General features: G+C 66.9%; 19 protein-coding genes and 1 pseudogene. 11 read left to right on the top strand and 9 right to left on the bottom strand.

What is annotated here, in order from left to right:
• Positions 1 to 211: 211 nt before the first annotated feature.
• Together JK358_RS33275 and JK358_RS33270 are read right to left on the bottom strand one after the other, a co-directional pair.
• Entirely contained in the window at positions 212 to 736 is a 525-nt protein-coding gene (locus JK358_RS33275; RefSeq protein WP_201955347.1) for a hypothetical protein, read from the bottom strand.
• Positions 733 to 2,622: a MotE family protein gene (locus tag JK358_RS33270; protein WP_201955345.1), complete on the bottom strand. Its 1,890-nt coding sequence runs from the start codon at positions 2,620 to 2,622 to the stop codon at positions 733 to 735. Before JK358_RS33270 ends, JK358_RS33275 begins: the two co-directional genes overlap by 4 nt.
• Before the next feature lie 602 nt (positions 2,623 to 3,224).
• On the opposite strand from JK358_RS33270, the gene JK358_RS33265 reads away from it, so the two are divergent.
• The 4 genes and pseudogenes from JK358_RS33265 (at position 3,225) to JK358_RS33250 (ending at position 5,456) form a co-directional block, all read left to right on the top strand.
• The gene (locus tag JK358_RS33265; protein WP_201955342.1) at positions 3,225 to 3,647 is read left to right on the top strand and encodes a YbaB/EbfC family nucleoid-associated protein; all 423 of its coding nucleotides are present in this window, start codon (positions 3,225 to 3,227) and stop codon (positions 3,645 to 3,647) included.
• Positions 3,648 to 3,733: 86 nt separating this feature from the next.
• The gene (locus JK358_RS33260; RefSeq protein WP_201955339.1) at positions 3,734 to 4,177 is read left to right on the top strand and encodes an NUDIX hydrolase; all 444 of its coding nucleotides are present in this window, start codon (positions 3,734 to 3,736) and stop codon (positions 4,175 to 4,177) included.
• A 553-nt stretch (positions 4,178 to 4,730) separates the two neighbouring features.
• Positions 4,731 to 5,081, top strand: a pseudogene (locus JK358_RS33255) (flavodoxin); the annotation flags it as partial.
• A gap of 174 nt (positions 5,082 to 5,255) precedes the next feature.
• Positions 5,256 to 5,456: a hypothetical protein gene (locus JK358_RS33250; RefSeq protein ID WP_201955336.1), complete on the top strand. Its 201-nt coding sequence runs from the start codon at positions 5,256 to 5,258 to the stop codon at positions 5,454 to 5,456.
• A gap of 136 nt (positions 5,457 to 5,592) precedes the next feature.
• On the opposite strand, the gene JK358_RS33245 is transcribed toward JK358_RS33250, so the two are convergent.
• The 4 genes from JK358_RS33245 to JK358_RS33230 form a co-directional block, all read right to left on the bottom strand.
• Positions 5,593 to 5,847: a hypothetical protein gene (locus JK358_RS33245; protein WP_201955333.1), complete on the bottom strand. Its 255-nt coding sequence runs from the start codon at positions 5,845 to 5,847 to the stop codon at positions 5,593 to 5,595.
• Between the two features lie 109 nt (positions 5,848 to 5,956).
• Positions 5,957 to 7,693, bottom strand: a complete 1,737-nt coding sequence (locus JK358_RS33240; RefSeq protein WP_372440778.1) for a glycosyl transferase — start codon at positions 7,691 to 7,693, stop codon at positions 5,957 to 5,959.
• Between the two features lie 108 nt (positions 7,694 to 7,801).
• Positions 7,802 to 9,565 carry a glycosyl transferase gene (locus JK358_RS33235; RefSeq protein ID WP_307817859.1) on the bottom strand — a complete coding sequence of 588 codons (1,764 nt, stop codon included), beginning with the start codon at positions 9,563 to 9,565 and terminating at the stop codon, positions 7,802 to 7,804.
• A 156-nt stretch (positions 9,566 to 9,721) separates the two neighbouring features.
• Entirely contained in the window at positions 9,722 to 10,186 is a 465-nt protein-coding gene (locus JK358_RS33230; RefSeq protein ID WP_307817858.1) for a MarR family winged helix-turn-helix transcriptional regulator, read from the bottom strand.
• A gap of 83 nt (positions 10,187 to 10,269) precedes the next feature.
• On the opposite strand from JK358_RS33230, the gene JK358_RS33225 reads away from it, so the two are divergent.
• A complete protein-coding gene (locus JK358_RS33225; RefSeq protein WP_232852334.1) occupies positions 10,270 to 11,052 on the top strand; it encodes a dioxygenase family protein in 783 nt (260 codons plus the stop codon).
• 29 nt (positions 11,053 to 11,081) lie between these two features.
• The gene (locus JK358_RS33220) at positions 11,082 to 11,603 is read left to right on the top strand and encodes a DoxX family membrane protein (RefSeq protein ID WP_201955327.1); all 522 of its coding nucleotides are present in this window, start codon (positions 11,082 to 11,084) and stop codon (positions 11,601 to 11,603) included.
• 9 nt (positions 11,604 to 11,612) lie between these two features.
• On the opposite strand, the gene JK358_RS33215 is transcribed toward JK358_RS33220, so the two are convergent.
• A complete protein-coding gene (locus JK358_RS33215) occupies positions 11,613 to 12,002 on the bottom strand; it encodes a hypothetical protein (RefSeq protein ID WP_201955316.1) in 390 nt (129 codons plus the stop codon).
• A gap of 345 nt (positions 12,003 to 12,347) precedes the next feature.
• Here JK358_RS33215 and JK358_RS33210 point away from each other — a divergent pair, with 345 nt between their 5' ends.
• Both JK358_RS33210 and JK358_RS33205 read left to right on the top strand, forming a co-directional pair.
• Complete coding sequence (locus JK358_RS33210) at positions 12,348 to 13,244, top strand: M23 family metallopeptidase (protein WP_307817857.1); 897 nt, start codon at positions 12,348 to 12,350, stop codon at positions 13,242 to 13,244.
• A gap of 124 nt (positions 13,245 to 13,368) precedes the next feature.
• Complete coding sequence (locus tag JK358_RS33205; protein WP_201955311.1) at positions 13,369 to 13,560, top strand: hypothetical protein; 192 nt, start codon at positions 13,369 to 13,371, stop codon at positions 13,558 to 13,560.
• A 12-nt stretch (positions 13,561 to 13,572) separates the two neighbouring features.
• On the opposite strand, the gene JK358_RS33200 is transcribed toward JK358_RS33205, so the two are convergent.
• Positions 13,573 to 14,571 carry an AraC family transcriptional regulator ligand-binding domain-containing protein gene (locus tag JK358_RS33200; RefSeq protein ID WP_201955309.1) on the bottom strand — a complete coding sequence of 333 codons (999 nt, stop codon included), beginning with the start codon at positions 14,569 to 14,571 and terminating at the stop codon, positions 13,573 to 13,575.
• Between the two features lie 102 nt (positions 14,572 to 14,673).
• Positions 14,674 to 15,267: a maleylpyruvate isomerase family mycothiol-dependent enzyme gene (locus JK358_RS33195; RefSeq protein ID WP_201955539.1), complete on the bottom strand. Its 594-nt coding sequence runs from the start codon at positions 15,265 to 15,267 to the stop codon at positions 14,674 to 14,676.
• Between the two features lie 128 nt (positions 15,268 to 15,395).
• Between JK358_RS33195 and JK358_RS33190 the strand changes: the two genes are divergently transcribed.
• The 3 genes from JK358_RS33190 to JK358_RS33180 all read left to right on the top strand — a co-directional run bounded on the left by JK358_RS33190 (position 15,396) and on the right by JK358_RS33180 (position 19,723).
• Positions 15,396 to 16,100 (top strand): TetR/AcrR family transcriptional regulator, encoded by a 705-nt coding sequence (locus JK358_RS33190; protein ID WP_201955302.1) that lies wholly within the window; start codon positions 15,396 to 15,398, stop codon positions 16,098 to 16,100.
• A 326-nt stretch (positions 16,101 to 16,426) separates the two neighbouring features.
• The gene (locus tag JK358_RS33185; RefSeq protein WP_307817856.1) at positions 16,427 to 18,337 is read left to right on the top strand and encodes an arabinofuranosyltransferase AftB family protein; all 1,911 of its coding nucleotides are present in this window, start codon (positions 16,427 to 16,429) and stop codon (positions 18,335 to 18,337) included.
• 42 nt (positions 18,338 to 18,379) lie between these two features.
• Complete coding sequence (locus tag JK358_RS33180) at positions 18,380 to 19,723, top strand: glycosyltransferase 87 family protein (RefSeq protein WP_201955300.1); 1,344 nt, start codon at positions 18,380 to 18,382, stop codon at positions 19,721 to 19,723.
• The last annotated feature ends 176 nt before the right edge of the window (positions 19,724 to 19,899 follow it).

Here is a 19,899-nt window from a genome sequence, read left to right as displayed (position 1 = left end):
GCGGAACCATCCTGGCGGTCGTCATCGGCGTCGCTGGAGACGTAGTCGCCAGTAGAAAGGGACGGCCGCTGTTTCCGTGGCCGCTGGTCTGCGGCATCGGAATGACAGCCGCCTACTACGGCGGCCTGGTTATCTTTCCCGAGCACGATGATCGTTCGACCATGACAACCGCAGCTGTCAGAATTCAGAATTCATCCGGACCGGGACGGTCCTACTCCTGGGCTTGTTCATCGACGCACGGTGCGGCGGAACTCATCGTGAACATGACTCCCCGAGGGGAGGTGCCAGTGTCGCGGTGCGCTCCGATGGTGAAGCCTCGTTCGTCCTTGTAGGTGCGATTGATCGGGTCCTCGCCGGGGACCTGATACGGTTGCAGGACAAAGCCTTTGGTGGTCATCGCTTCGAGGTTGGCCAGGGCCTTGTCGACGAATTCCTGCGAGGGATTGAAGACCGTCGCGCTGGTACTGGGGATCCAGGGCGGTCCTTCGGGCATCAACGTCGCTGGGTTGGTGTGGCAGGCGGTGCGGTTTTGTTTGATCCGGTCGACGTCGAGGCTGATCGGTTCTGGCCAGATCATGGTGAAGTTCTCCGCCACGATTCGGGATGCCTCGTCGAGATAGATGGCCGGACGGGCGGAAGTAGTCGTGGATGCGGGGTTGGTTTCGGACGGCGATCCGCTGCAGGCGGCGACCAGTGAGACCGCGGAGAGGGTGGCGAGGGTGAGTGCTGTTCTCATCGGACCTCGATCTTCGGGCCAAGTTGAGGGTTGTCGGTGACTTTCGGATCGGCATACGGGTCGACGTTGTCGATGCCCGGCAGCGAGTTGAGCCCGGCCGCTGTCGCGCCACCTTTCGTCGCGTCGAATGTTTCCTTCGCGCCGTCACCGTCATCACCGAGGCCGACGTCGACGTAGTCGGATTCGATGCCGCGTTCAACGTACCCGGTGACCTCGGTACCAGCGATGACGCCCACGATGTTCCCGAAGGCGGTTGAGGAGGGGTCGTCCCAGTACTTGCCGTGCCCGTCCGTGCCGAACACCACCTCACCTGGGGTGAGACCAGCGTCGGCTGCCTCGCGGCCGTAGTAGCCGGTATCGAGGCGGGTGACGCCGGGGATTTCGTCGGGATCGCCGCCGAGCGGCATGCCCGCGTGGGGGTTGCCGGGAATGCTGTTGCCGATACCGGGCAGGTTGAGCCCCTCACGAGGGTAGGACTGGCTGATACCAATCAGGTCGGCGGGTGCGGTCTGAGAGAACCGCTGCACGTCGGGATTGGCGTTGTTCCAGGGCATCTCATAAATACCGGTGCCCGCCGACGAGGAATACAGCACGCGATCGGCACGCAACCCGAGTTGCTCGGCCGTGCCCACGATCGACCCACCATAGGAGTGCCCCACATAGGAAACAGGCGTGCCCGGCGCGTGCAGCGCGACCTCCCGATCGACCTCCTGACCGAAATCGACCAGCTTCGGTGCCATCTCCGCGGCCCAGATCGGGCTGGGCGCGCCATCGCTGATGCTGGTAAGGCTCTGCGGGAAGTCGCCTTCCATGTAGAGGAACATCGGCCCGCCGGTCTGAGACGCAATATTCCATGCCGCGTTGTGGTTGGTGCCGGACCCGTTGAGATTGGTCGTCGTACCCGGGACATACACCCCGACCCCGGAAACACCCGGTGTCATCTCGCCGATCATCTCGATCATGCGGCCGTTGCCGTTCGGGTCGAACATCACGAACTTGCGGTCGACCATGTCGTCAACCGGCGAGACCGACGAGTCCGGCTTCTGCTCGCGTTCGTTGGTCGTGGTGGGGTTCGGGACGGGCGAGAGCATCGCCTGGAGCTGCGATACGCGGCTCTGGTCCGGGTTCGGTTTGTGCTGCTCTTCGTAGAGCGCATTCTGGATGTTGATCTCGTTGGCGGCGATGCGGGTGTCGAACGGGACACCGTTCATATTGCCCAGCTGTCCCGGGTTGGCGATCACCAACTGCCGCACATCCTCCGGGCTCATCGACGCCAGATACGCGGCCCGCTCATCCGGTGTCATGCCAGCCAGCTTGGAGACGACCTCGTCGGGGTCCATGCGGGTGCCGTCCGGCGTGGTGACGTCGGGCTGGCCATTGACGATGGCAGCGAGCATCTGCTGTGTTTCGCGCAGCGTGGGTCCGTATTGGTTGTCGATGCGTTCGATCTCGTCCAGCCCGGCGATGATGTTCAGCTGGTAAAGACCGGCCTTGTCCTGCTTGGTCTGGTCGTCGGTATCGGGGTGGATGACGCACCCCGACGGCATCACGGTGCACCCGTCACCTTCGGCCGCCTCCACCTGTTTGATCATGTACTCGGCTGCGGTGCCGAACTCGCGGTGCGCGTCGAGGGCATCATCGTGCAACTGCAGCAACAGGTTGCGGACCTCATGGCCATGATCGACCTCTTGGCCGGTGCGCTCGAAAGCGGCATCGCGGGTCTGCCCGAACCAGCCGGTGGCCTGGTCCACCATCCGCGAACTGTCGGTCAGCGAGTTGTAGATTTCGGTGGCGTTGGCCAGTGCCTTCTCGGCAGCGGTTTTCAGGCTCGGCAAAATCTCGCCGCCTACCCGCCAACTCCGCACTTGCGGAACGGTGGGTCTCATCAGCGCGGCACCAGTTTGCGTAGCTCCTCGGCGGAAGCGGCGTCGAGGGCCTCGATGCTGGTGGCGAAGTACGCCAGCACATCGGCCATCGAAGAGAAACGGGTAGCCATCGACTCGCCAGCCGCCGTGGCGGGCTCGGCGCAGTCCCGGACCGCGCACAAGACGTCGCTGCCCTCACCCGATGCCGCCGAGAAATCCGACCACACGAGCTTGCGCAGATCACCGGCCTCCCTGGATCCAGGTGGTGTGGATTCTCTTCAGCTGTTCGAAATCCACACCCAATCCCGACGCACCAGAGGCAGGAAACGGAATCGGTTCAGGAGCCATGGTCTGATCCCCCTTGGAATGTCGGCGCTGCCACACCACAACGCCGACTGGACAGTTGTCCGCACTTTACGTTGTAGATCTCACCTGGTCAAAGGATGCGGCGGAGCACCCAGTCGGCCTCGAGACCCGCGGTGGACCGTCGATGACCCAGCACAGCGGGTAGATCAGCACAGTACGACCCGCACGTCCGTTCCCACCACCAATGGACCGCATGGGTTGACAGGCCACGCATCCAGATGAACCCTGTGTGTCGGGGCAGTCCGAGCAGGGGTGACATGGGAAACCAGGATGACCGACCCGCAAATCGCGCGGCGGCGTTGTCCGCCGAGGATATTTCGGCGGTACAAGCCGTTCTCAGGAAGCAGGTTGCGGTCGCAACGTCGCGCGACGGATCGGTATCGGTCGCTGCGAGCGCAGACGGAACTATTCACCGCTGGGAACGCACCGATCCCGCGCATCCGACTGATCCCAACGAGCTGGTAGCCACCGTTCTCGACTTGGTCGAGCAAGCCCGCCGTACAGCTTACGAGGCTGCAGGACACAACCTTCGTGATGAACCTATGCAGGAGACACCGACGCACGCAACCGATCCCGCCACGGTCGCCTTGAACCAGGAGGACGCATTCAAAGGCACTCTGAGCTACGAGGACTGGCACCAAGACGAGCGCGGATCCCGCATTACAGCTCCGGACTGGTAACGAAGCTCAGCAACCAGTCGCGAATTGCGTTGCCTGGTATAGCCGTTCACTCAGAGTAGCCTCGCAGAGTGCAGAAAGAGTTGTGAGTGGCCGCCTACGCTGCATGCGTACGCGAAGCCGCCGGCGCGACCGAGATCCTGCTGACCCGGTGGATAGCCCCCGACGGCGGCAAGCAGTGGACGCTACCGGGCGGCGGAATGCACCACGGCGAGGACCCGATCGCAACAGCTGTCCGTGAGGTAGGCGAGGAGACCGGGTACACCATCGAGCTAATCGGCCTCATCGGCATCGACTCGATCAATCGCCGGTACCCGCGCCCACGAGGTGAATCCACCGACTTTCACGGGATTCGAATCATTTACGAGGACCAGATCACCGCTGGTGAACTCCGCAACGAGACCAACGGCTCGACCGACCTCGCCGCCTGGCATCCGCTCGACGCCGTCATCGACCTCAACCGAGTCGAACTCGTCAACATTGGAATTGAGCTGTGGCGAACCAGACCAGCTCTGGGCCGCGCGAGCAGGTAGACCGTGGTCCAGCCGAATGATTGGGAGCTCACTCGCCGACCGGCTCGCCGGAGTTCATGCTGCACCCGACGGCATGGCTGGGCACCTCGCAACCAAGTGTTGACCTTGCCGTGGCGGCAGCTTCTACCGTTTTGAAGGCCACGCGAACGGAGGGGTCGACGATGAGTTGGTCGATACAACAGGTAGCCCGAGTGTCCGGGATAACGGCACGGACGCTGCGATACTACGACCAGACCGCCTCCCGGCGCACATGCTCAGACGCGTCCAGGCTCGCGCCGACAACACCATCCTCTACTTGGAGAACGAAAGCCCCGAATACGCCGACTCATGAGAGCCTAGGAACGGCGGAGAACACGAGTTCTGATGCCCCGCACAGGCATTGGTGCCCGCTATGGGAGTCGGACGAACTCGCCGCTAGCAACACCCTTTATGAAGGCGTCCCACTCTTCATAGTTGTAAACCAACACAACGCTCGCATCCGCAAGGGTAGCGCTACTATCCGGATGGATCGTGATACTCGCGCCGCCGACTGCGCCCGATCTGCCGCTCAAGACATATGTCCTCGATCGCACAGCGCGTCCTGGAACGACTGGACGCCGAGCTCTCCCGCACCGACGACGCGGGCCGCCCCGCCATGACCGGCAAGGTCGCCGTGGCCGCCGTGGTCGGCAACGAGGACGGCGCGCACAAGATCGTCGCCGACCTGTTCCAGGGGCTCAACGACATCGGATTCAGCATCCCCGCCCAGGGCTGCACCTATTGGAACGACCACGCCATGGGCAGCACCGACTACCTCGATCTCGACGAACCACCCGAAGAGGTCGCCACCACAACGGCCACCCTGGCCCGCAACACCGCACACCTGGCCCGGCTGCTGACCGAGCACCGATACCCGAGCGCGTGAGCGAAGCACCCGGATCAGAAGTGCTGAGGCGCAACAACACTGACGTAGCCACAGGTATGCCGATCGGTTCGGGAAAGGTCTGCCGCGGGTTACTCGGCCGGGATCGGGTAGTGCGTGAAGGTGGATCACGGACTCGTATCCACGAAACCAGGTTCGACACAGGAGGTTCGACAGATGCCTGATCCGAACAATCCCGGACAGTTCGGCAACCGCGACGACACCGAGAAGCAGGCCGCCAAGGGCGGCAAGGCCAGCAGCGGCAGCTTCGGGGAAGCCAACGCCGCGGATCCGCACGAGGCCGGTCGCAAGGGCGCCGAGGCGCAACCGCACGAGGCGAAGGTCAAGGGCGGCCAGCACAGCCACGGCGGCCAGTGAGCCAGCCGATCAGCAATAGGCTGCGGGCCGAGTGAAATCACTCGGCCCGCAGCTTGCGTTGAAGGCGGACTCGTCGCCGGCGACGAGGCTCCGGATACGCCTGCCAGTCGCAATCCGGGCGACGCGTCCGTGCCCGTCAGGGCCGGACATTGCCCATTTCCGCAGTCAAACGACTGCGCAGCAACGACTTCCCCTGCTCGGCACCCTTGCGGCTCTCCCGCTGCGCACGGCGGAAGAACTCCGCCAACTCACCGTCCCCGTCCCGTTCGGCATCACGCGCATAGTTCTCCATGCGCAGCGCATTGCTCAAGCACGATTCGGTGAACCAGATGAGGTTGTAATCCTTGTCGATCGTGCCGGTGAACTGACCGGTCTCTTCAGCCTTCGTCATCGTTATGCTCCTGATAGTCAACGGTTTCCGACGTCCACGCCCTACCCGGGAACGACCGGACCAAACCGTCCGGACCGCAGAGCACCGGTTCCACGCCGGATCCTCCGGTTCACACCAGGGCGCGCACGTCCCACACCCACACACCGTCCACCTGCCGGGCGGGGAAGCCCAGCAACTGATCCATGGTGCGGCGCAAGGCGTCACCGCTGTCCGTGGGCGGCAGCACCACCACGTCGGCCTCCCAGTAGCGCAGATCCGCGCGAGTCTGTGCTCGCAGAGTCGCGTCGACGACCGGCACCGTGTCGAATGCCCGGACGAGCGTGAGCAGATTCGCGGTGGGCCGGGCTTCGGGGCCGTAGCGGGCCTTCTTGTCGGGGCCGCTGGGGCCGACGAAGTAGCCGCCCACCAGCGGATAGGTGAAGTCGGAGTCGATCTGCCAGCGCAACGCGACGGCGTCGGCCGCAGTGGGCGGCGGCACGATCAGCACCGACCCGTCCGAAACATACCGGCGGACAGTGCCTTCGGCGAAGAAGGCGGGCGTCGGGGTGCGGTCCACGACCGGCAGCATGGTCGGCGCGAGGGGCAGCAGGGCGCAGGCCAGCGCGCCGAACCAGGGCGCGGGCCGCCACCCGCTCGCGGGGGAACGCCGGTGGTCGAGAGCACGCTGGGTGCCCAGGGCCAGGACGATCGCGATGGCCGGAATGGCCACCATGGCGAACCGGGATTCGACGATTCCGTTCAGCAGCGGGAGCTGTCCGGCGATCAGCCACGGCATGGGCACGATGGTGAACTCACCGTCGATGGACAGCATGACGCCCATCGACAGCGCCGTGAACGCCACGATGACGGCCAGGGCGGCCTGCACGACGCGCTCACGCCGCAGCAGGACCGCGCTCACGGCGAGGAGCAGCAGCAGCGGCCAGCCGAAATAGGAGTTGTGCTCGGTCGGGTTGATGCTCACGTCCGGGCCGAACGAGAGCACACTGCCCGCCGATTCCGGCGCGAACTGGAACAGCGCCAGCAGGTCGTTGCCCCCGCGCCCGTAGCCGATGAATCGATACGACTGCGGCCCGAAGAACTGCCACCACAGCGGAATCGCGGTGAGCGCCACCGTGATCAGTGCCGCGAGCAGCACCGGCGGCGCGAGCGCGCGCAGCGTGCGCAGGATGGCGCGCGGGGTCCGCAGGTAGGCCAGGCCGAAGACCGCGAAACCCAGCGCGAAGAGCAGCAGCGGCTCCTCACCCAGCGCGATCTGCAGCGCCACCAGCAGACCCAGCGCCAGGGCCGGGCGCGGCTGCCAGCGCCGGCGCGCTTCGAGGTAGTTGGCGCGCCGCGCCATGGTGATGACCCGCGAGGCGATGAGCGGAAGCAACGCCAGCACAACGAAATTCGGATGCGCTGTGGCGTGCGAGATCATCGCGGGCGCGAAGCCGCAGAACAAACCGCCTACCGCCGCAGCGAATTCGGACTCCACCAGCTCTCGCGCGAACAGCCGGTACCAGGCGAAGGCCGTACCCGACAGGCCCAGGGTGAGCGCCAGCACGAAGGTCACGGTGGGTCCGAACAGCAGCGTGACGGGCGTGAGCGGCACACCCCACCCGAACATGGAGGTATTGGCCATCATGTTGACGCCGTCGGGATAGTTCTGCAGCTGCGAGCCGAGCGGATTCTCGGGATGGGTGAGCTTCCACGCCGTGACCGAGAAGAACCACTCGAACATGGCCTGGTCCTGATCGCTCTTGACCAGGTAGCCATTCCGAGGGTTCAGCCACAGCCCGGCGAGCACGAACACCGCGAGCGACAGATAGCCACCGGCGACGAGGAGGTCGGTGCGCACCGAAGGCACTCGCCGCGCCGACTGTTCGGGCCGAGCGCGGCCGGAGTCCGCCGTTCCCGGTGCGATCCGGTCCGCAACCGCTACTGCCGATCGGCCCGTTTCGGTCCGGTCGGTCACTCAGATCAGCTCTCGCACGTCCCACACCCACACACCGTCCACCTGCTGGGCGGGGAAGCCCAGTAGCTGATCGACGGTGCGGCGCAAGGCATCCGCGTTGTCGGTGGGCGGCAGCACCACCACGTCGGCCTCCCAGTAGCGCAGGTCCACGAGAGCCTGATCGCGCAGCGCCTGGTCCACGACCGGAAGCGTGTCGAACGCCCGGACCAGGGTGAGCAGATTGCCGGTGGGCCGAGGGTCGGAACCGTAGCCGGACCGCTTGTCCTCGCCGCTCGGACCACAGAAGTAGCCGCCCACCAGCGGGAAGGCGAAGTCGGAGTCGACCTGCCAGCGCAGGGCGATGGCGTCGGTGGCGGTGGGCGGGGGCACGATCAGCACCGAACCGTCCGAGATGTACTGCCGGACGGTGCCTTCGGCGAAAAACGCGGGCGTCGGAGTGCGGTCCTCGACGGGCAGCATGGTCGGCGCGAGGGGCAGCAGGGCGCAGGCCAGCGCGCCGAACCAGGCCACGGGCCGCCACCTGTCCACCGTGGAGTCGCGCAGCTGATCCAGCGCCCGCTGGACGCCCAGGGTCAGCACGATCGCGATGGCCGGAATGGCGATCATGGCGAATCGGGCTTCGATGATTCCGTTCAGCGGCGGCGCCCAGCCGAATACCAGCCACGGCATGGGCACCATGGCGTATTTGCCTTCACTGAACGTCAGTACGCCGTCGACGGACAGCACAATGCCCAGCGACAGCACCGTGAACAGCACTCCGACGAACACCGCGGCCCGCACAATGCGTTCACGCCGCAGGAAATACGCGGTCACGAAGACGAGCAGCAGCAGCGGCCACCCGAAATAGGAATTGTGCTCGGTCGGATTGATGGCCACATCCGGGCCGAATGACACCGCGCTGCCGGCCGAGGCCGACGAGAACTGGAACAGCGACAGCAGATCGTTGCCCACGCGGCCGTGACCGATGAACCGATACGACTGCGGTCCGGCGAACTGCCACCACAGCCCGAACCCGGTGAGCGCCAAGGTAACCAGCGCGCCGAGCAGAATGGACGGCGCGACCGCCCGCACCGTGAGCGCGATGGTCCGCCGGTTACGCAGATAGGCCAGCGCGAACACCGCGAAACCCAGCGCGAAGATCAGCAGCGGCTCCTCACCCAGCGTGAGCTGCAGGGCAACCAGCACACCCAGCACAATGGCGGCCCGCGGCTGCCACACCGGACGCGTCTGCGGAGCGCTGTCCGCCCGCCGCGCCATCGTGATGACCTGCAGCGCGATGAACGGAAGCAACACCAGCACAACGAAATTCGGGTGCCCATTGGTGTGCGAAATCATCGCGGGCGCGAATCCACAGAACAAACCACCAACGGCCGCAGCGAATTTCGACTCCACCAGCTCCCGGGAGAACACCCAGTACCAGGCGAATGCCGTGCCGGACAGACCGAAAGTGAGCGCCGCGACGAAGGTGACGGTAGGCCCGAACAGCAGCGTGACAGGCGTGAACGGGACGCCCCACCCGTACATGAGGGTATTTGCCATCATGTTCACGCCGTCGGGATATCCCTGCAACTGCGTGCTGAACGGACTTTCCAGATTGGTGATATTCCACGCCGTGATCCCGTAGAACCACTCGTAGAGCGTCTGGTCCTGATCACTGTTGCTCAGGTAGGCGGTATCGGGGTTCCGCCACAGCCCGGCGAGGACGAATACCGCGAGCGACACATAGCCACCGGCGACAATGAGATCGGTGCGCGCCGCGCGCACTCGCCGCACCCACCGCCGAATACGGCGCGGGTCAACCGTTTCCGGTGCGGCTTTTTCGGCAACTGATACTCCCGATCGGTCCGCATCGGACCGATCGGTTACCCACCCCAGTGTCACGCGTTATTCCCTCGATCTGCACAGCCTCAATCAGCCCGCTCACAATAGTCGAGCGCGAATCCGGTCGGCGACCTCAGCGAGGCCGTCGGCGATGGCGGTTCGCTGGGCCGGGGTGAGGACGTCGATGAGCAGGTCGCGGACCAGGGTGACGTGGCCGGGGGCGGCTTCCTCGAGGGCGCGGCGGCCTTTGGTGGTGAGTTCGGCGGTGACGCCGCGGCTGTCGCCGGGGACGGTGCCGCGGCGGACCAGGCCGGCCTTCTCGAGTTGGTCGATCTGGTAGCTGAGCCTGCTCTTGGAGTTGATGAGGGAGGCGGCCAGTTCGGTCATGCGGATGGTGCCGTCGGGGGCGTCGGCCAGGCGGACGAGGACTTCGTACTGGGTGTGCGAGAGGCCCGCATCACGTTTGAGCTGCTGCTCGACTTCCCGTTCGAGCAGCGCCCAGCCGGACAGCAGGGCCGTCCAGGTGCGCATTTCCTCGTTGTCGAGCCATTGGGGTTCGGGCACGGGGCCAGCCTACGCATCTTGTTCAGATTTGAACAATCAGCTAGGCTGCGGTTCTGGTTCAAATTTGAACAAGAGGAGGTGTGATGGCCGTCGAACAGGCGAACCGGATGCCCGTGCTCTACCTGTCGCACGGTGCGCCACCGCTGGCCGACGATCCGCTGTGGCCCGGACAACTCGCGGCCTGGTCCGCCGGATTGCCGAAACCGACAGCGGTGCTGATGATTTCGGCGCACTGGGAAGACGCACCGGTGGCGCTCGGCGCGACCGAGACGATCCCGCTGGTGTACGACTTCTGGGGATTCCCGCAGCACTACTACAACGTTCGCTACCCCGCGCCGGGTGCGCCCGAACTGGCCGGGAAGGTGCGGAAGCTGTTGCGCGGGCCGGGCATTCCGGTGCAGGACGCACCCGATCGCGGCCTCGATCACGGGGCCTATGTGCCGCTGGTGGAGATGTACCCGGACGCGGATGTGCCGGTACTGCAGATGTCACTGCCCACCCTGGACCCGCGCGCGCTCATGGCCCTGGGCCGCAAACTCGCGCCACTGCGGGACGACGGCGTGCTCATCATCGGCAGCGGCTTCTTCACCCACAATCTGCGGGCACTGAGCGACGACGGATCGGTGCATCCGGTGATGGCCGACTTCGACGCATGGGGGCGCGAGGCACTGGCAACCGCCGATGTCGACGCCCTGCTCGACTTCGCGCACAAGGCGCCCGCCGCACAGCTGGCGCATCCGCGCACCGAACACTTCGCGCCGCTGTTCGTCGCACTCGGCGCGGGCGAAACCGATCTCGCCACCCAGCGGCCCGTCATCGACGGCTTCTGGCGCGGCCTCGCCAAACGCTCCATCCAGCTCGGCTGACCGATCACCCACGGACACAAGGAGTTCCGATGACCACCACAACCGCCCCCGCGGCCACCACCGACCGGACCGGCACCGACCTCGGCCTGCTCCTGCTCCGCCTGGCCATCGGTCTCACCATGGCCGCCCACGGCTCACAGAAGCTGTTCGGCTGGTTCGGTGGCGGCGGCATCTCCGGCACCGGCCAATTCTTCAGCGCCAAGGGCTATCCCGCGGGCGAGGCCATGGCGTTGATCGCCGGTCTGAGCGAAACCTTCGGCGGCCTGGCCCTGGCACTCGGCCTGCTCACCCCGCTGGCCGCCGCCGCCATCCTCGGCACCATGATCAATGCCATCGCCGTGCACGGCACCGACGCGTTCTTCGCCCCCAAGGGTTTCGAGTACGAACTCGTCCTCGCCATCGGCGCGGCCGCCCTGGCCCTCACCGGTCCGGGCCGCATCGCCGTGGACAACTACCTGCCCGCCCTGCGCAACCACCGGCTCGTCTACGGTCTCGCCGCCATCGCCGTGGCCGTGATCGCCGGCGGCGTCACCCTGCTCATCCGCAGCTGAGGTCGCACCTCACCAGACGTGGATGGTCCCCCAGCAGCCCTTGCCCGCGCTGCCCGTCGTGGTGGGCGTCATGGCCTCGAAGGGGATCGGCCCGGGCGGCTGTGCGGGAACCTCCACCCGCGCATGCGGATTGAAGTAGGCGCTCGGCAGGATCACCCGGATCTTCAGCGCGGGAATCCGGAACTCCGACATATCGGTGAACTGGAAGCTGGTGTCGACATCGATGAAGAACGGCGTATTCGCCGGCACGTTCAGGTCGAATGTCGAGCAGTAGCCGTTGTGGAATCCGAACTGCACGACCGGCGGCGGATCCGCGAGCGCCGGCGGCGCACCCAGCACGACCCCCATGAGCACGGCGGCCGACGCCGCCCCGGCAACACCACTGCGCATACCCCTCATGGCCGATCCCTTCCAGTTGGCGCCACGGGTCGTGGTTCCGCCAGGATACGGGGTGTGATCAACGTTCCTGCCCTGGTCGAGGCGAAAGCCCGCTCGGTCGGGGCCACCGAATGGCTGCGGCGCCTGCCGGACACGATCGCGCATCTCGAACGAGCGTGGTCGATCACCGTCGGCCACCGTGGAAGCATAGTGAGGATCGTATTCCGAAGAAATGACCTGCGGATGGTCACGAATGGGTACTCTTTCTGTCACGTTGCGCGTCGGGTTTGCCTAACCATCCGGTAACGCCGTGCGCTGCAACGGTATTGCCGATCGACGCTAGGACGAGCTGTGCCGCATCACCGAGTGACACCCGGTTCCGTTTCCGTCAAGGATCTACTCGGTGAGGTTGGCACCGAGGTCCCCACCCATCGCGCCGATGTGACAGGTCGATTCCGGATCGTGGCGGGCGCCGCGGTGACCACCGGCGCACTGCTCAGCACGGCCGCGCAGCTGACACCCGCCGCCGCCGTCGCCGCACCGGTTCCGCCACCGGCCGATCAGGGCCTCGAGGGTGTCATCGAAGACGTCTTCGGTCCGGCGGCCGTGCAATTCCTCAATGAGGCCGTGCCCGGGGCCATCCCGGCCGCGCCGCAGGTCGCCGAGGCGCCGGAGGAGGTGGCGCAGGAGCCCGCGCCCGCCGCGCCGGCGGTCGCGCCCTTCGGCATCGCCGGTCTGCCACCGGAGATCTCGGGTCCGCTGGCGCAGGCCGAGCAGGTCATCAATGGCCTGCAGCAGCAGATCGCACCGCAGATTCAGCAGATCGTGCCGGAGGCCGCGCCGCAGTTCTCCGCCGCCCCGGCCGTGCTGCCGGTGGGCGGGGAGATCAGCTCCAACTTCGGAAGCCGTTGGGGTTCATTCCATTACGGGGTGGATATCGCCGACGCGCTGGGGACGCCGATTCATTCGGTGCTGGGCGGCACCGTGATCGAGGCCGGGCAGGCGTCCGGGTTCGGCCAGTGGGTGCGGGTGCAGCAGGACGACGGCACCATCGCGGTGTACGGCCACGTCAACGAGTACTTCGTCCAGGCCGGCGATCGGGTGAACGCCGGTGACGTGATCGCGACGGTCGGCAACCGGGGCCAGTCCACGGGACCCCATCTGCACCTGGAGATCTGGGATCAGAATCACGTGAAGATCGATCCGGTGGCCTGGCTGGCCACGAAAGGCGTTCTCATGGAACAGCACTGGGGCGCGGCCTGACCTGATCCCCTGTCCCAGCGGCGGGTTGGCGCGTTTGCCCCATGCTGGCACGTTTCGCACTGGCCGAGCAGCGACTACGGAGCAACACTGGAAAACCGTACCGAGTTGCCTGTGAGGAGACACCGTGCCACATTCCCGAGAATGCGCCGAGGCCTACGTGATCGCAGCGTTGGAAGCCAAGGGCACGGCAACCCGTGAGGATTTCGACGTGCCCGGCATCGTCGACGTCTCGCACGCCATCACCGAGGGCTGGGATTTCGAGGTGATGGAGCGAAATCTGTTCTGGGGCATTGCCGCCAGCTACTTGAAGAGTTGAGCGGTCACCGCGTTACGCGGGCGGCGTCTGCGCCCGCGTGACAACGGCCCAGCGCAGCGCGGCCCGGCGCATGGAGGCCGTGTCGGCGTATCCGAGCAGCTGGGCCTGCCGCCCGCGACTCACCGGCCCGGCGGAGGAGGCCGCGGCCAGGCGGGCCGAACGCGCCCGGTCGAGTTCGCGGCGCCAGGTCGTGCCCGCTTCGGTCAGGCGGCGCTGCAGGGTGCGCGGGCTGGTGGCCAACCGCCGCGCCACCCGTTCCAGGGAGATGTCACCCTCGTCGAGAGCCTCGGCCACGGCGACCGCGACGCGCTCGGGCCAGGCTGTCACCAGCGGCGGGGGTGGTGGCAGCGCGTCGGCCAGGGGCCGCAGCACCGTGGCGAGGACCGGATCGGCGGTGGTGAGCGGCATTTCGAGGTCGGCCGGGCGGAAGGTCATGGCGTCGAGGTCCGCGCCGAACTCGAGGACGGCGTCGCCGAAGACCTCACGGTAGGCGTCCAGCCGGCGCGGCGCGGACCGGCGCAGCAGCACGCGCACCGGGTTCAGCGGGGCGTCGATCACGCGCCGGGCCCGGGTCAGCACGGCGGTCAACCCCCACAGCTGGGTGAAATCGCGGGTGATGTCGCCGCCGTCGACCATATCGAGCCGCAGCGCCGGACCGTCGCCGAGATCGACCAGGTCGAAGCGATGGTTGGTGGTGACCGCGCTGACGTACGGACCACAGGTCGCCAGGCCCGCGCCGAGGGTGGGCGCACTGGTGAAGAGGTAGTCGTAGAGCCCGGTCGCCTTGAGTTGATAGCGGCTCGCGACCCGCAGCGCCACATCGGGATCGTCCAGTGCGCGCGCTCCGACCTCCCACAGCCGGGAGAAGGTTTCGCTGGGTACGTGTACGCCATTGCCGGTGAGGGTCCACTCGGGCACACCGCACTCGTGGATCAGCCGCGCTCGATCCAGGCCCATGCTCGTCAACTGCGAGATCACGAACCTGTGCAGCAGAGTCTGATCAGTGCCCAACGCCCCTCCTGCGTCTTGCGCCCGCCCGAATAGCGAAAGGCTATACCGCGCGGCGCACCCGTCCACGGGTTCGGCGAACCTTGTGGGCCATACCTCAGAAACTCAGCGCAATCGGCCGCGCAGGATGTCGACGCCGCCGCCGGTGAGCTCGTCGAGGACGATGGTGCGGCCCGCGACGGCCATGAAGATCGCCTCGCCCGGACCCTGGACGAGCGGGCCGGTGCCGTGCTGCCAGTCCACGTCGGTGGCGTGGAAGCGCAGGCCGCGCATGCGCGGTCGCGGGTGCAGCGTGGGGTCGGGGTGTTTCAGCAGCGTGAGCAGGTGCGGAGCCGGTATCCGCCGGGTCGCGCCCAGCGGCCTGCGGATGTCCTGCTGGTGGATCATGGTGTCGGCGAGGCCGATTCGCGGGGCCCAGCGGGCGGCGAGACCGGAGTCGACGGTGGCTTCGTAGGCGGCCAGGAGTTCCTCGGTCGTCATGGTCCGGCCGCGTGCGATGTAGTGCTCGTTGTGCCGGTCGACCGATCCCCGGGCCCGGATCAGCTCCCCGACGTACCGCGCGGGCGGGGTCGCCTCGTAGAGCAGGTGCGCCACGACGTCGCTGATTCGCCAACCGGCGCACAGTGACTCGGTCTGCCACTGCTCCGGGGTGAGCGTCCGCAGCAGCTCCACCAGCTCACGCCGCTCGCGCGCGATCATCGTGCGCAGTTCCGATCTCGTAGTCCCCACTGTCGGCTCCTCACCCTCGACTGCCTTTCCCAAACAGTAAACACTGATTACTATGTGATCGTCGATTACTTTTTGCGAATGTCGTCGAAAGGACCCGCGTGGCCGCCACGGATCAGGAGCCCGACCAGCCGCCCACCCGGCGCGCCGAACGCCGCGCCCAGACCATCGCCGAGATCAAGACGCTCGCCCGGCGTCAGCTCGCGACCGAGGGCACCGGCGGGTTGTCGCTGCGTGGCATCGCCCGCGAGATGCGGATCACCCCGGCCGCGCTGTTCCGCTACTTCGACAATCAATCCGCCCTGATCACCGCACTGTGCATCGATTCCTATGACGCGTACGCCGCGGCGATGACCGAGGCACAGCACGCCGCGGGCGCCGACCCCGCCGCCCGCTGGCGCGCCGGCTGCGAGGCCGCCCGGCGCTGGGCGCTGGCCAACCCGTCGGAATTCGCGCTGATCGCGGGCACGCCGATCCCCGGCTATCACGCGCGACCGGAGGAGACCGGTCCGGCGGCGGGCCGCCTGATGCAGGCCATCGCGCAGCCCTACTTCGACGCGGTCGCCGACGGCACCGCCGATCCCACCGCCACGCTGATACCCGAACTCGCGGCGGGTCCACTACTGGGCGGCGACGCGTGGCCCGCCTCCCCGGTGCCCGGAATTCTGATCACCGCCTGGGCCTCGATCCAGGGCTTCATCACCGGCGAAACCTTCGGCAGTATCGCTCAACTCACCGCCGACCCCGCCGAGCTGTACCAGGCCCATATTCGAACTGTCATGCGCGGCATGGGCTTCCAGGATTGACCCGAGACGGGAGGAGGCGCGGCGGCGCGGGCTGGGGCCACTGGGTTCCGCTATCGCCTGCGCTGGCGGTTACCCGCTGACCGGAATCGGGGGAATGTCCCGTTGACGGCGCGATATTCGTGCGATCCATCCGAAAACGCACGGTGCGGTGCACGCCCGAGAGCATTCCAACCGCTATGTTGAATTTCGGCCGCTTCGGCTTCGAACTCCGCCCACCGCCCCACCGGGCGTGACCGGCGAAACGCTCTACCACCCAGCGCAACCCCCTCATCGAGACGGTGGGGGTGTCGTCTCACGCTCGTGCGGATCGGAGGGTTCAGGTGTCGGTGTCGGTCTTACCTGTGGAGACGGGGCAGCACGACCGGGACGACACCGACCTCGCGCCGCCGACCACACCGTTCGAGCGGCCGCCCGCGGATACCTCGCATCGGGGAGAACGGCTGTCGCGGGCTGTCCTCCTGAGCGGGATCGCACTGACCGCGGCGGTGTTCGCGGCGAGCGGATGGCAGCGGCGCTGGATCTCCGACGACGGGTTGATCGTGCTGCGCACCGTGCGGAACCTGCTGGCGGGCAACGGCCCGGTCTTCAACCTCGACGAGCGGGTGGAGACCAACACCAGTGCGGCGTGGACCTATGTGGTGTGGTTCTTCGGCTGGCTCACGCAGGCGCGACTGGAGTACGTGGCACTCGGGGCGGCGCTGAGTCTGTCGGTAGCGGCGATCGTCGTCGCGATGCTGGGGGCGGCGCGGCTGTGGGGCGGGGCGGGGTCGGCACTGCTGGTTCCGGCCGGGGCACTGGTGTACATCGCATTGCCGCCCGCGGCCGACTACGCGACCTCCGGGTTGGAGAACGGCCTGGTCATCTGCTGGCTGGCGGTGCTGTGGTGGTCGCTCGTCCGGTGGTCGCGGGCCGAGCGGGTGCGTCCCGGCGCGTTCCTCGCGCTGATGGGCTGGGCCGGGCTCGCGCCGCTGGTGCGCCCGGAGCTGACCGTGGTCGGCGGACTCGCCCTGCTACTGCTGGTCTGCGCGCCGGTGCCGCCGACGCGGCTGCGGCCGTGGGCCTTCCGGGCCTCGGCGATCGCCGCCGCCGGGCTGGTGCCGGTGGGCTATCAGATCTGGCGGATGGGCTACTACGGACTGCCCTATCCGAATACCGCTGTCGCCAAGGACGCCGGGGGCGCGAAGTGGCGGCAGGGCGGCATCTACCTGTGGGATCTGGCGGGGCCGTATCTGCTGTGGCTGCCGCTGATATTGCTGGCCGTGGCCGCGGTGCTGCTCGCCCGGCGGGAACACGGTGTGCGGGAACGCGTGTCGAGCGGGTGGGGCGCGCGGATGCGATCGCCCGGCGCCGTCGTCGCCGTGATGGTCGGAGGCGGTGTGGTGCTCACCGTGTACGAGCTGCGGGTCGGCGGGGATTTCATGCACGGCCGGATGCTGCTGCCGCAGTTGTTCTGCCTGCTGCTGCCGGTCATGGTGCTGCCGCTTCGCATCACCGATATGCGCAGTGCTCCACGGGCTTTCCTCGTCGTCGTGGCGGCACTGCTGGGCGTGGCCGGGTGGGCGGTGGCGGCGTCGCGGACGACGGCCATCACCGAGGGCACCGATATCCGCGCGAACGGCATTGTGGACGAACGCATCTACTACGTCCTCGGCACCGGTCGCGACCATCCCATTCGCGCCGAGGACTATCTGGACTATCCCCGGATGCGGCCCATGCTCCGCGATATCGCGGAGACCCCGAACGGTGGACTGCTGGTCAACCTGCCCGATCAGACGTACTGGTACGTGGTGCCGCCACCGCAACCCCTCCCCGAGGGCGGCGCGGGGCATACGGTGTACTTCCTCAACCTCGGGATGACGAGTATGAACCTGCCCCTGGACGTGCGCGTCATCGATCCCGTCGGACTGGCGTATCCCCTTGCGGCACACTCTGATCGGCTGACCGACGGGCGGATCGGGCACGACAAGAATCTGAACGTCAGCTGGGTGGTGGCCGATACCGGCGTGGTGGACAGGCATCCGTGGCTGGCCGCCCATATCGACGAGCAGTGGATCCGGCGGGCGCGAACGGCCATGTCCTGCCAGGAGACTCAGGATCTGCTGGCCTCCTCGCGCGCACCGCTGGACCTCACCCGGTTCCGGCGCAATCTGGTGCAGGCCCTCACCTTCGCGGGCACCCGGATCGACCGCATTCCCGCCTACGAGATCGAGCGCTGCCGGTTGCTGCCGCCGAACTGACCCGACCACCCATCCGACCCGACGCGAGGATCCACACCGACGATGACGATCACGGCACGCGGCAGACGAACCACCTCGATCGCGAAAGAGCAACGGCAGCACGACATCTCCCCCACCGCGCTGTGGGTCACGGTGCTCGCGGCGGTGGGGGTGCTGGCCTGGCACGTGTACGCGATTCCGATCGGGAACCCGTACTACGGGCTGTTCAGCAATGACGTGGACCAGTACGTCTACACCGCGGGCGGTGAGGCCATCCGGTACGGGGCCAGCCTGTACGACGCGCCGGTCTTCTTCGATATGGAATTCACCTATACGCCGTTCGCCGCGGTGCTGTTCGTGGCGTTCACCTATGCCGTGCCGGTGGTGGCCAAGACGCTGTGGTGGGTGGCGATCATGGCGGCCCTGATCGCGCTGGTCGCGGTGTGCCTGCGCTCGCTGAACTACCGGAACACCTGGCGCACCTGGTCTTTCGCGCTCGCGCTGGCGGTGGTGTGCACGGCGTTCGAACCGGTCCGCTCCACCATCTGGCTCGGGCAGATCAACATCATGCTGGTACTGCTGGTGGTCTGGGATCTGACGCGACCCCGATCGGCCGGACTGCGCGGGGTGGGCGTCGGCATCGCGGCGGGCATCAAACTCACGCCCGCGTTCTTTCTCGTCTACCTGGCCTGCACCCGGCAGTGGCGCGCATTCTGCACGGCGACAGCCGCTTTCGTGGCCACCATCGGCATCGGCTTCCTGATCCATCCCACCGACTCGTTCACCTACTGGAGTCGCCAGTTCGGGACGCCGGCGCGCGTCGGCCCGGTGGATTCCCCGGCCAACCAATCGGTCAACGGATTCCTGGCTCAGCTGTTGCGGTTCTACGACGTGGAGCGTTTCGCGGTGCACGGCCCCACCTCCACGGTCTACGTCGCCCCCGCCTGGATGTGGCTGCTGGTGGCGGTCCCCCTGGTGCTGTTCGGCCTCTACGCGTCGCTGCTCGCCTACCGCGCCGATCGAATCCTGTTGTCGGTCACCGTCGCAGGCATGTCCGCGGCGTGCGCCTCACCGTTCTCCTGGGGCCATCACTGGGTGTGGTTCGTCCCGCTGTTCGTCCTGGCCCTGCACCACGCGTTCACCACCCGCACCCCCAACCGGTGGCTCCCCGCGGCCCTCGTTTTCCTGATCAGCTTCTGCTGGTGGTGGAACTACCCCGACCGTCCGCCACTCGAAGACGCCCCGCACCCCATCGGCATCGGCCTGTTCATGCTCCCCCGCGACGACCTGCCCACCTGGTGGGCACAGTTCGCGGTGCCCTTCTACTCCGGCTGCTACCTACTGCTGTTCCTGGCCACCGCGATCTTCGTGCTCCGTCGATTCCCGAGCCGGATCAACCGCACCTGACCTGCGGATTGGGAAAACGTTGAGTCCGTTTTGAGTCGGCTCGCCCACAGTTGCGTCCGTGACACAGGACTTCATCATCGTGGGCCTCGCGCTCGGGCGGGCCGCGCTGTGAGCCTCGAGGTCACCGCCGATGTCGCCGCGGGCGGCACGGTCGAGACCGTTCTCATTCCCGAGAG

The organism is Nocardia acididurans, from assembly GCF_016741815.1.
GTDB lineage: Bacteria > Actinomycetota > Actinomycetes > Mycobacteriales > Mycobacteriaceae > Nocardia > Nocardia acididurans.
This window is presented reverse-complemented; position numbering and strand designations above follow the sequence as displayed.

What these genes read in the sequence shown, in the direction of transcription:
- JK358_RS33195 (WP_201955539.1), bottom strand. Translation starts at nt 15,267, where the DNA reads ATGATCGCGCGCGAGCGGCGTGAGCTGGTGGAGCTGCTGCGGACGCTC.
- JK358_RS33275 (WP_201955347.1), bottom strand. Translation starts at nt 736, where the DNA reads ATGAGAACAGCACTCACCCTCGCCACCCTCTCCGCGGTCTCACTGGTC.
- JK358_RS33250 (WP_201955336.1), top strand. Translation starts at nt 5,256, where the DNA reads ATGCCTGATCCGAACAATCCCGGACAGTTCGGCAACCGCGACGACACC.
- JK358_RS33180 (WP_201955300.1), top strand. Translation starts at nt 18,380, where the DNA reads ATGACGATCACGGCACGCGGCAGACGAACCACCTCGATCGCGAAAGAG.
- JK358_RS33265 (WP_201955342.1), top strand. Translation starts at nt 3,225, where the DNA reads ATGGGAAACCAGGATGACCGACCCGCAAATCGCGCGGCGGCGTTGTCC.
- JK358_RS33245 (WP_201955333.1), bottom strand. Translation starts at nt 5,847, where the DNA reads ATGACGAAGGCTGAAGAGACCGGTCAGTTCACCGGCACGATCGACAAG.
- JK358_RS33215 (WP_201955316.1), bottom strand. Translation starts at nt 12,002, where the DNA reads ATGAGGGGTATGCGCAGTGGTGTTGCCGGGGCGGCGTCGGCCGCCGTG.
- JK358_RS33225 (WP_232852334.1), top strand. Translation starts at nt 10,270, where the DNA reads ATGGCCGTCGAACAGGCGAACCGGATGCCCGTGCTCTACCTGTCGCAC.
- JK358_RS33220 (WP_201955327.1), top strand. Translation starts at nt 11,082, where the DNA reads ATGACCACCACAACCGCCCCCGCGGCCACCACCGACCGGACCGGCACC.
- JK358_RS33270 (WP_201955345.1), bottom strand. Translation starts at nt 2,622, where the DNA reads ATGAGACCCACCGTTCCGCAAGTGCGGAGTTGGCGGGTAGGCGGCGAG.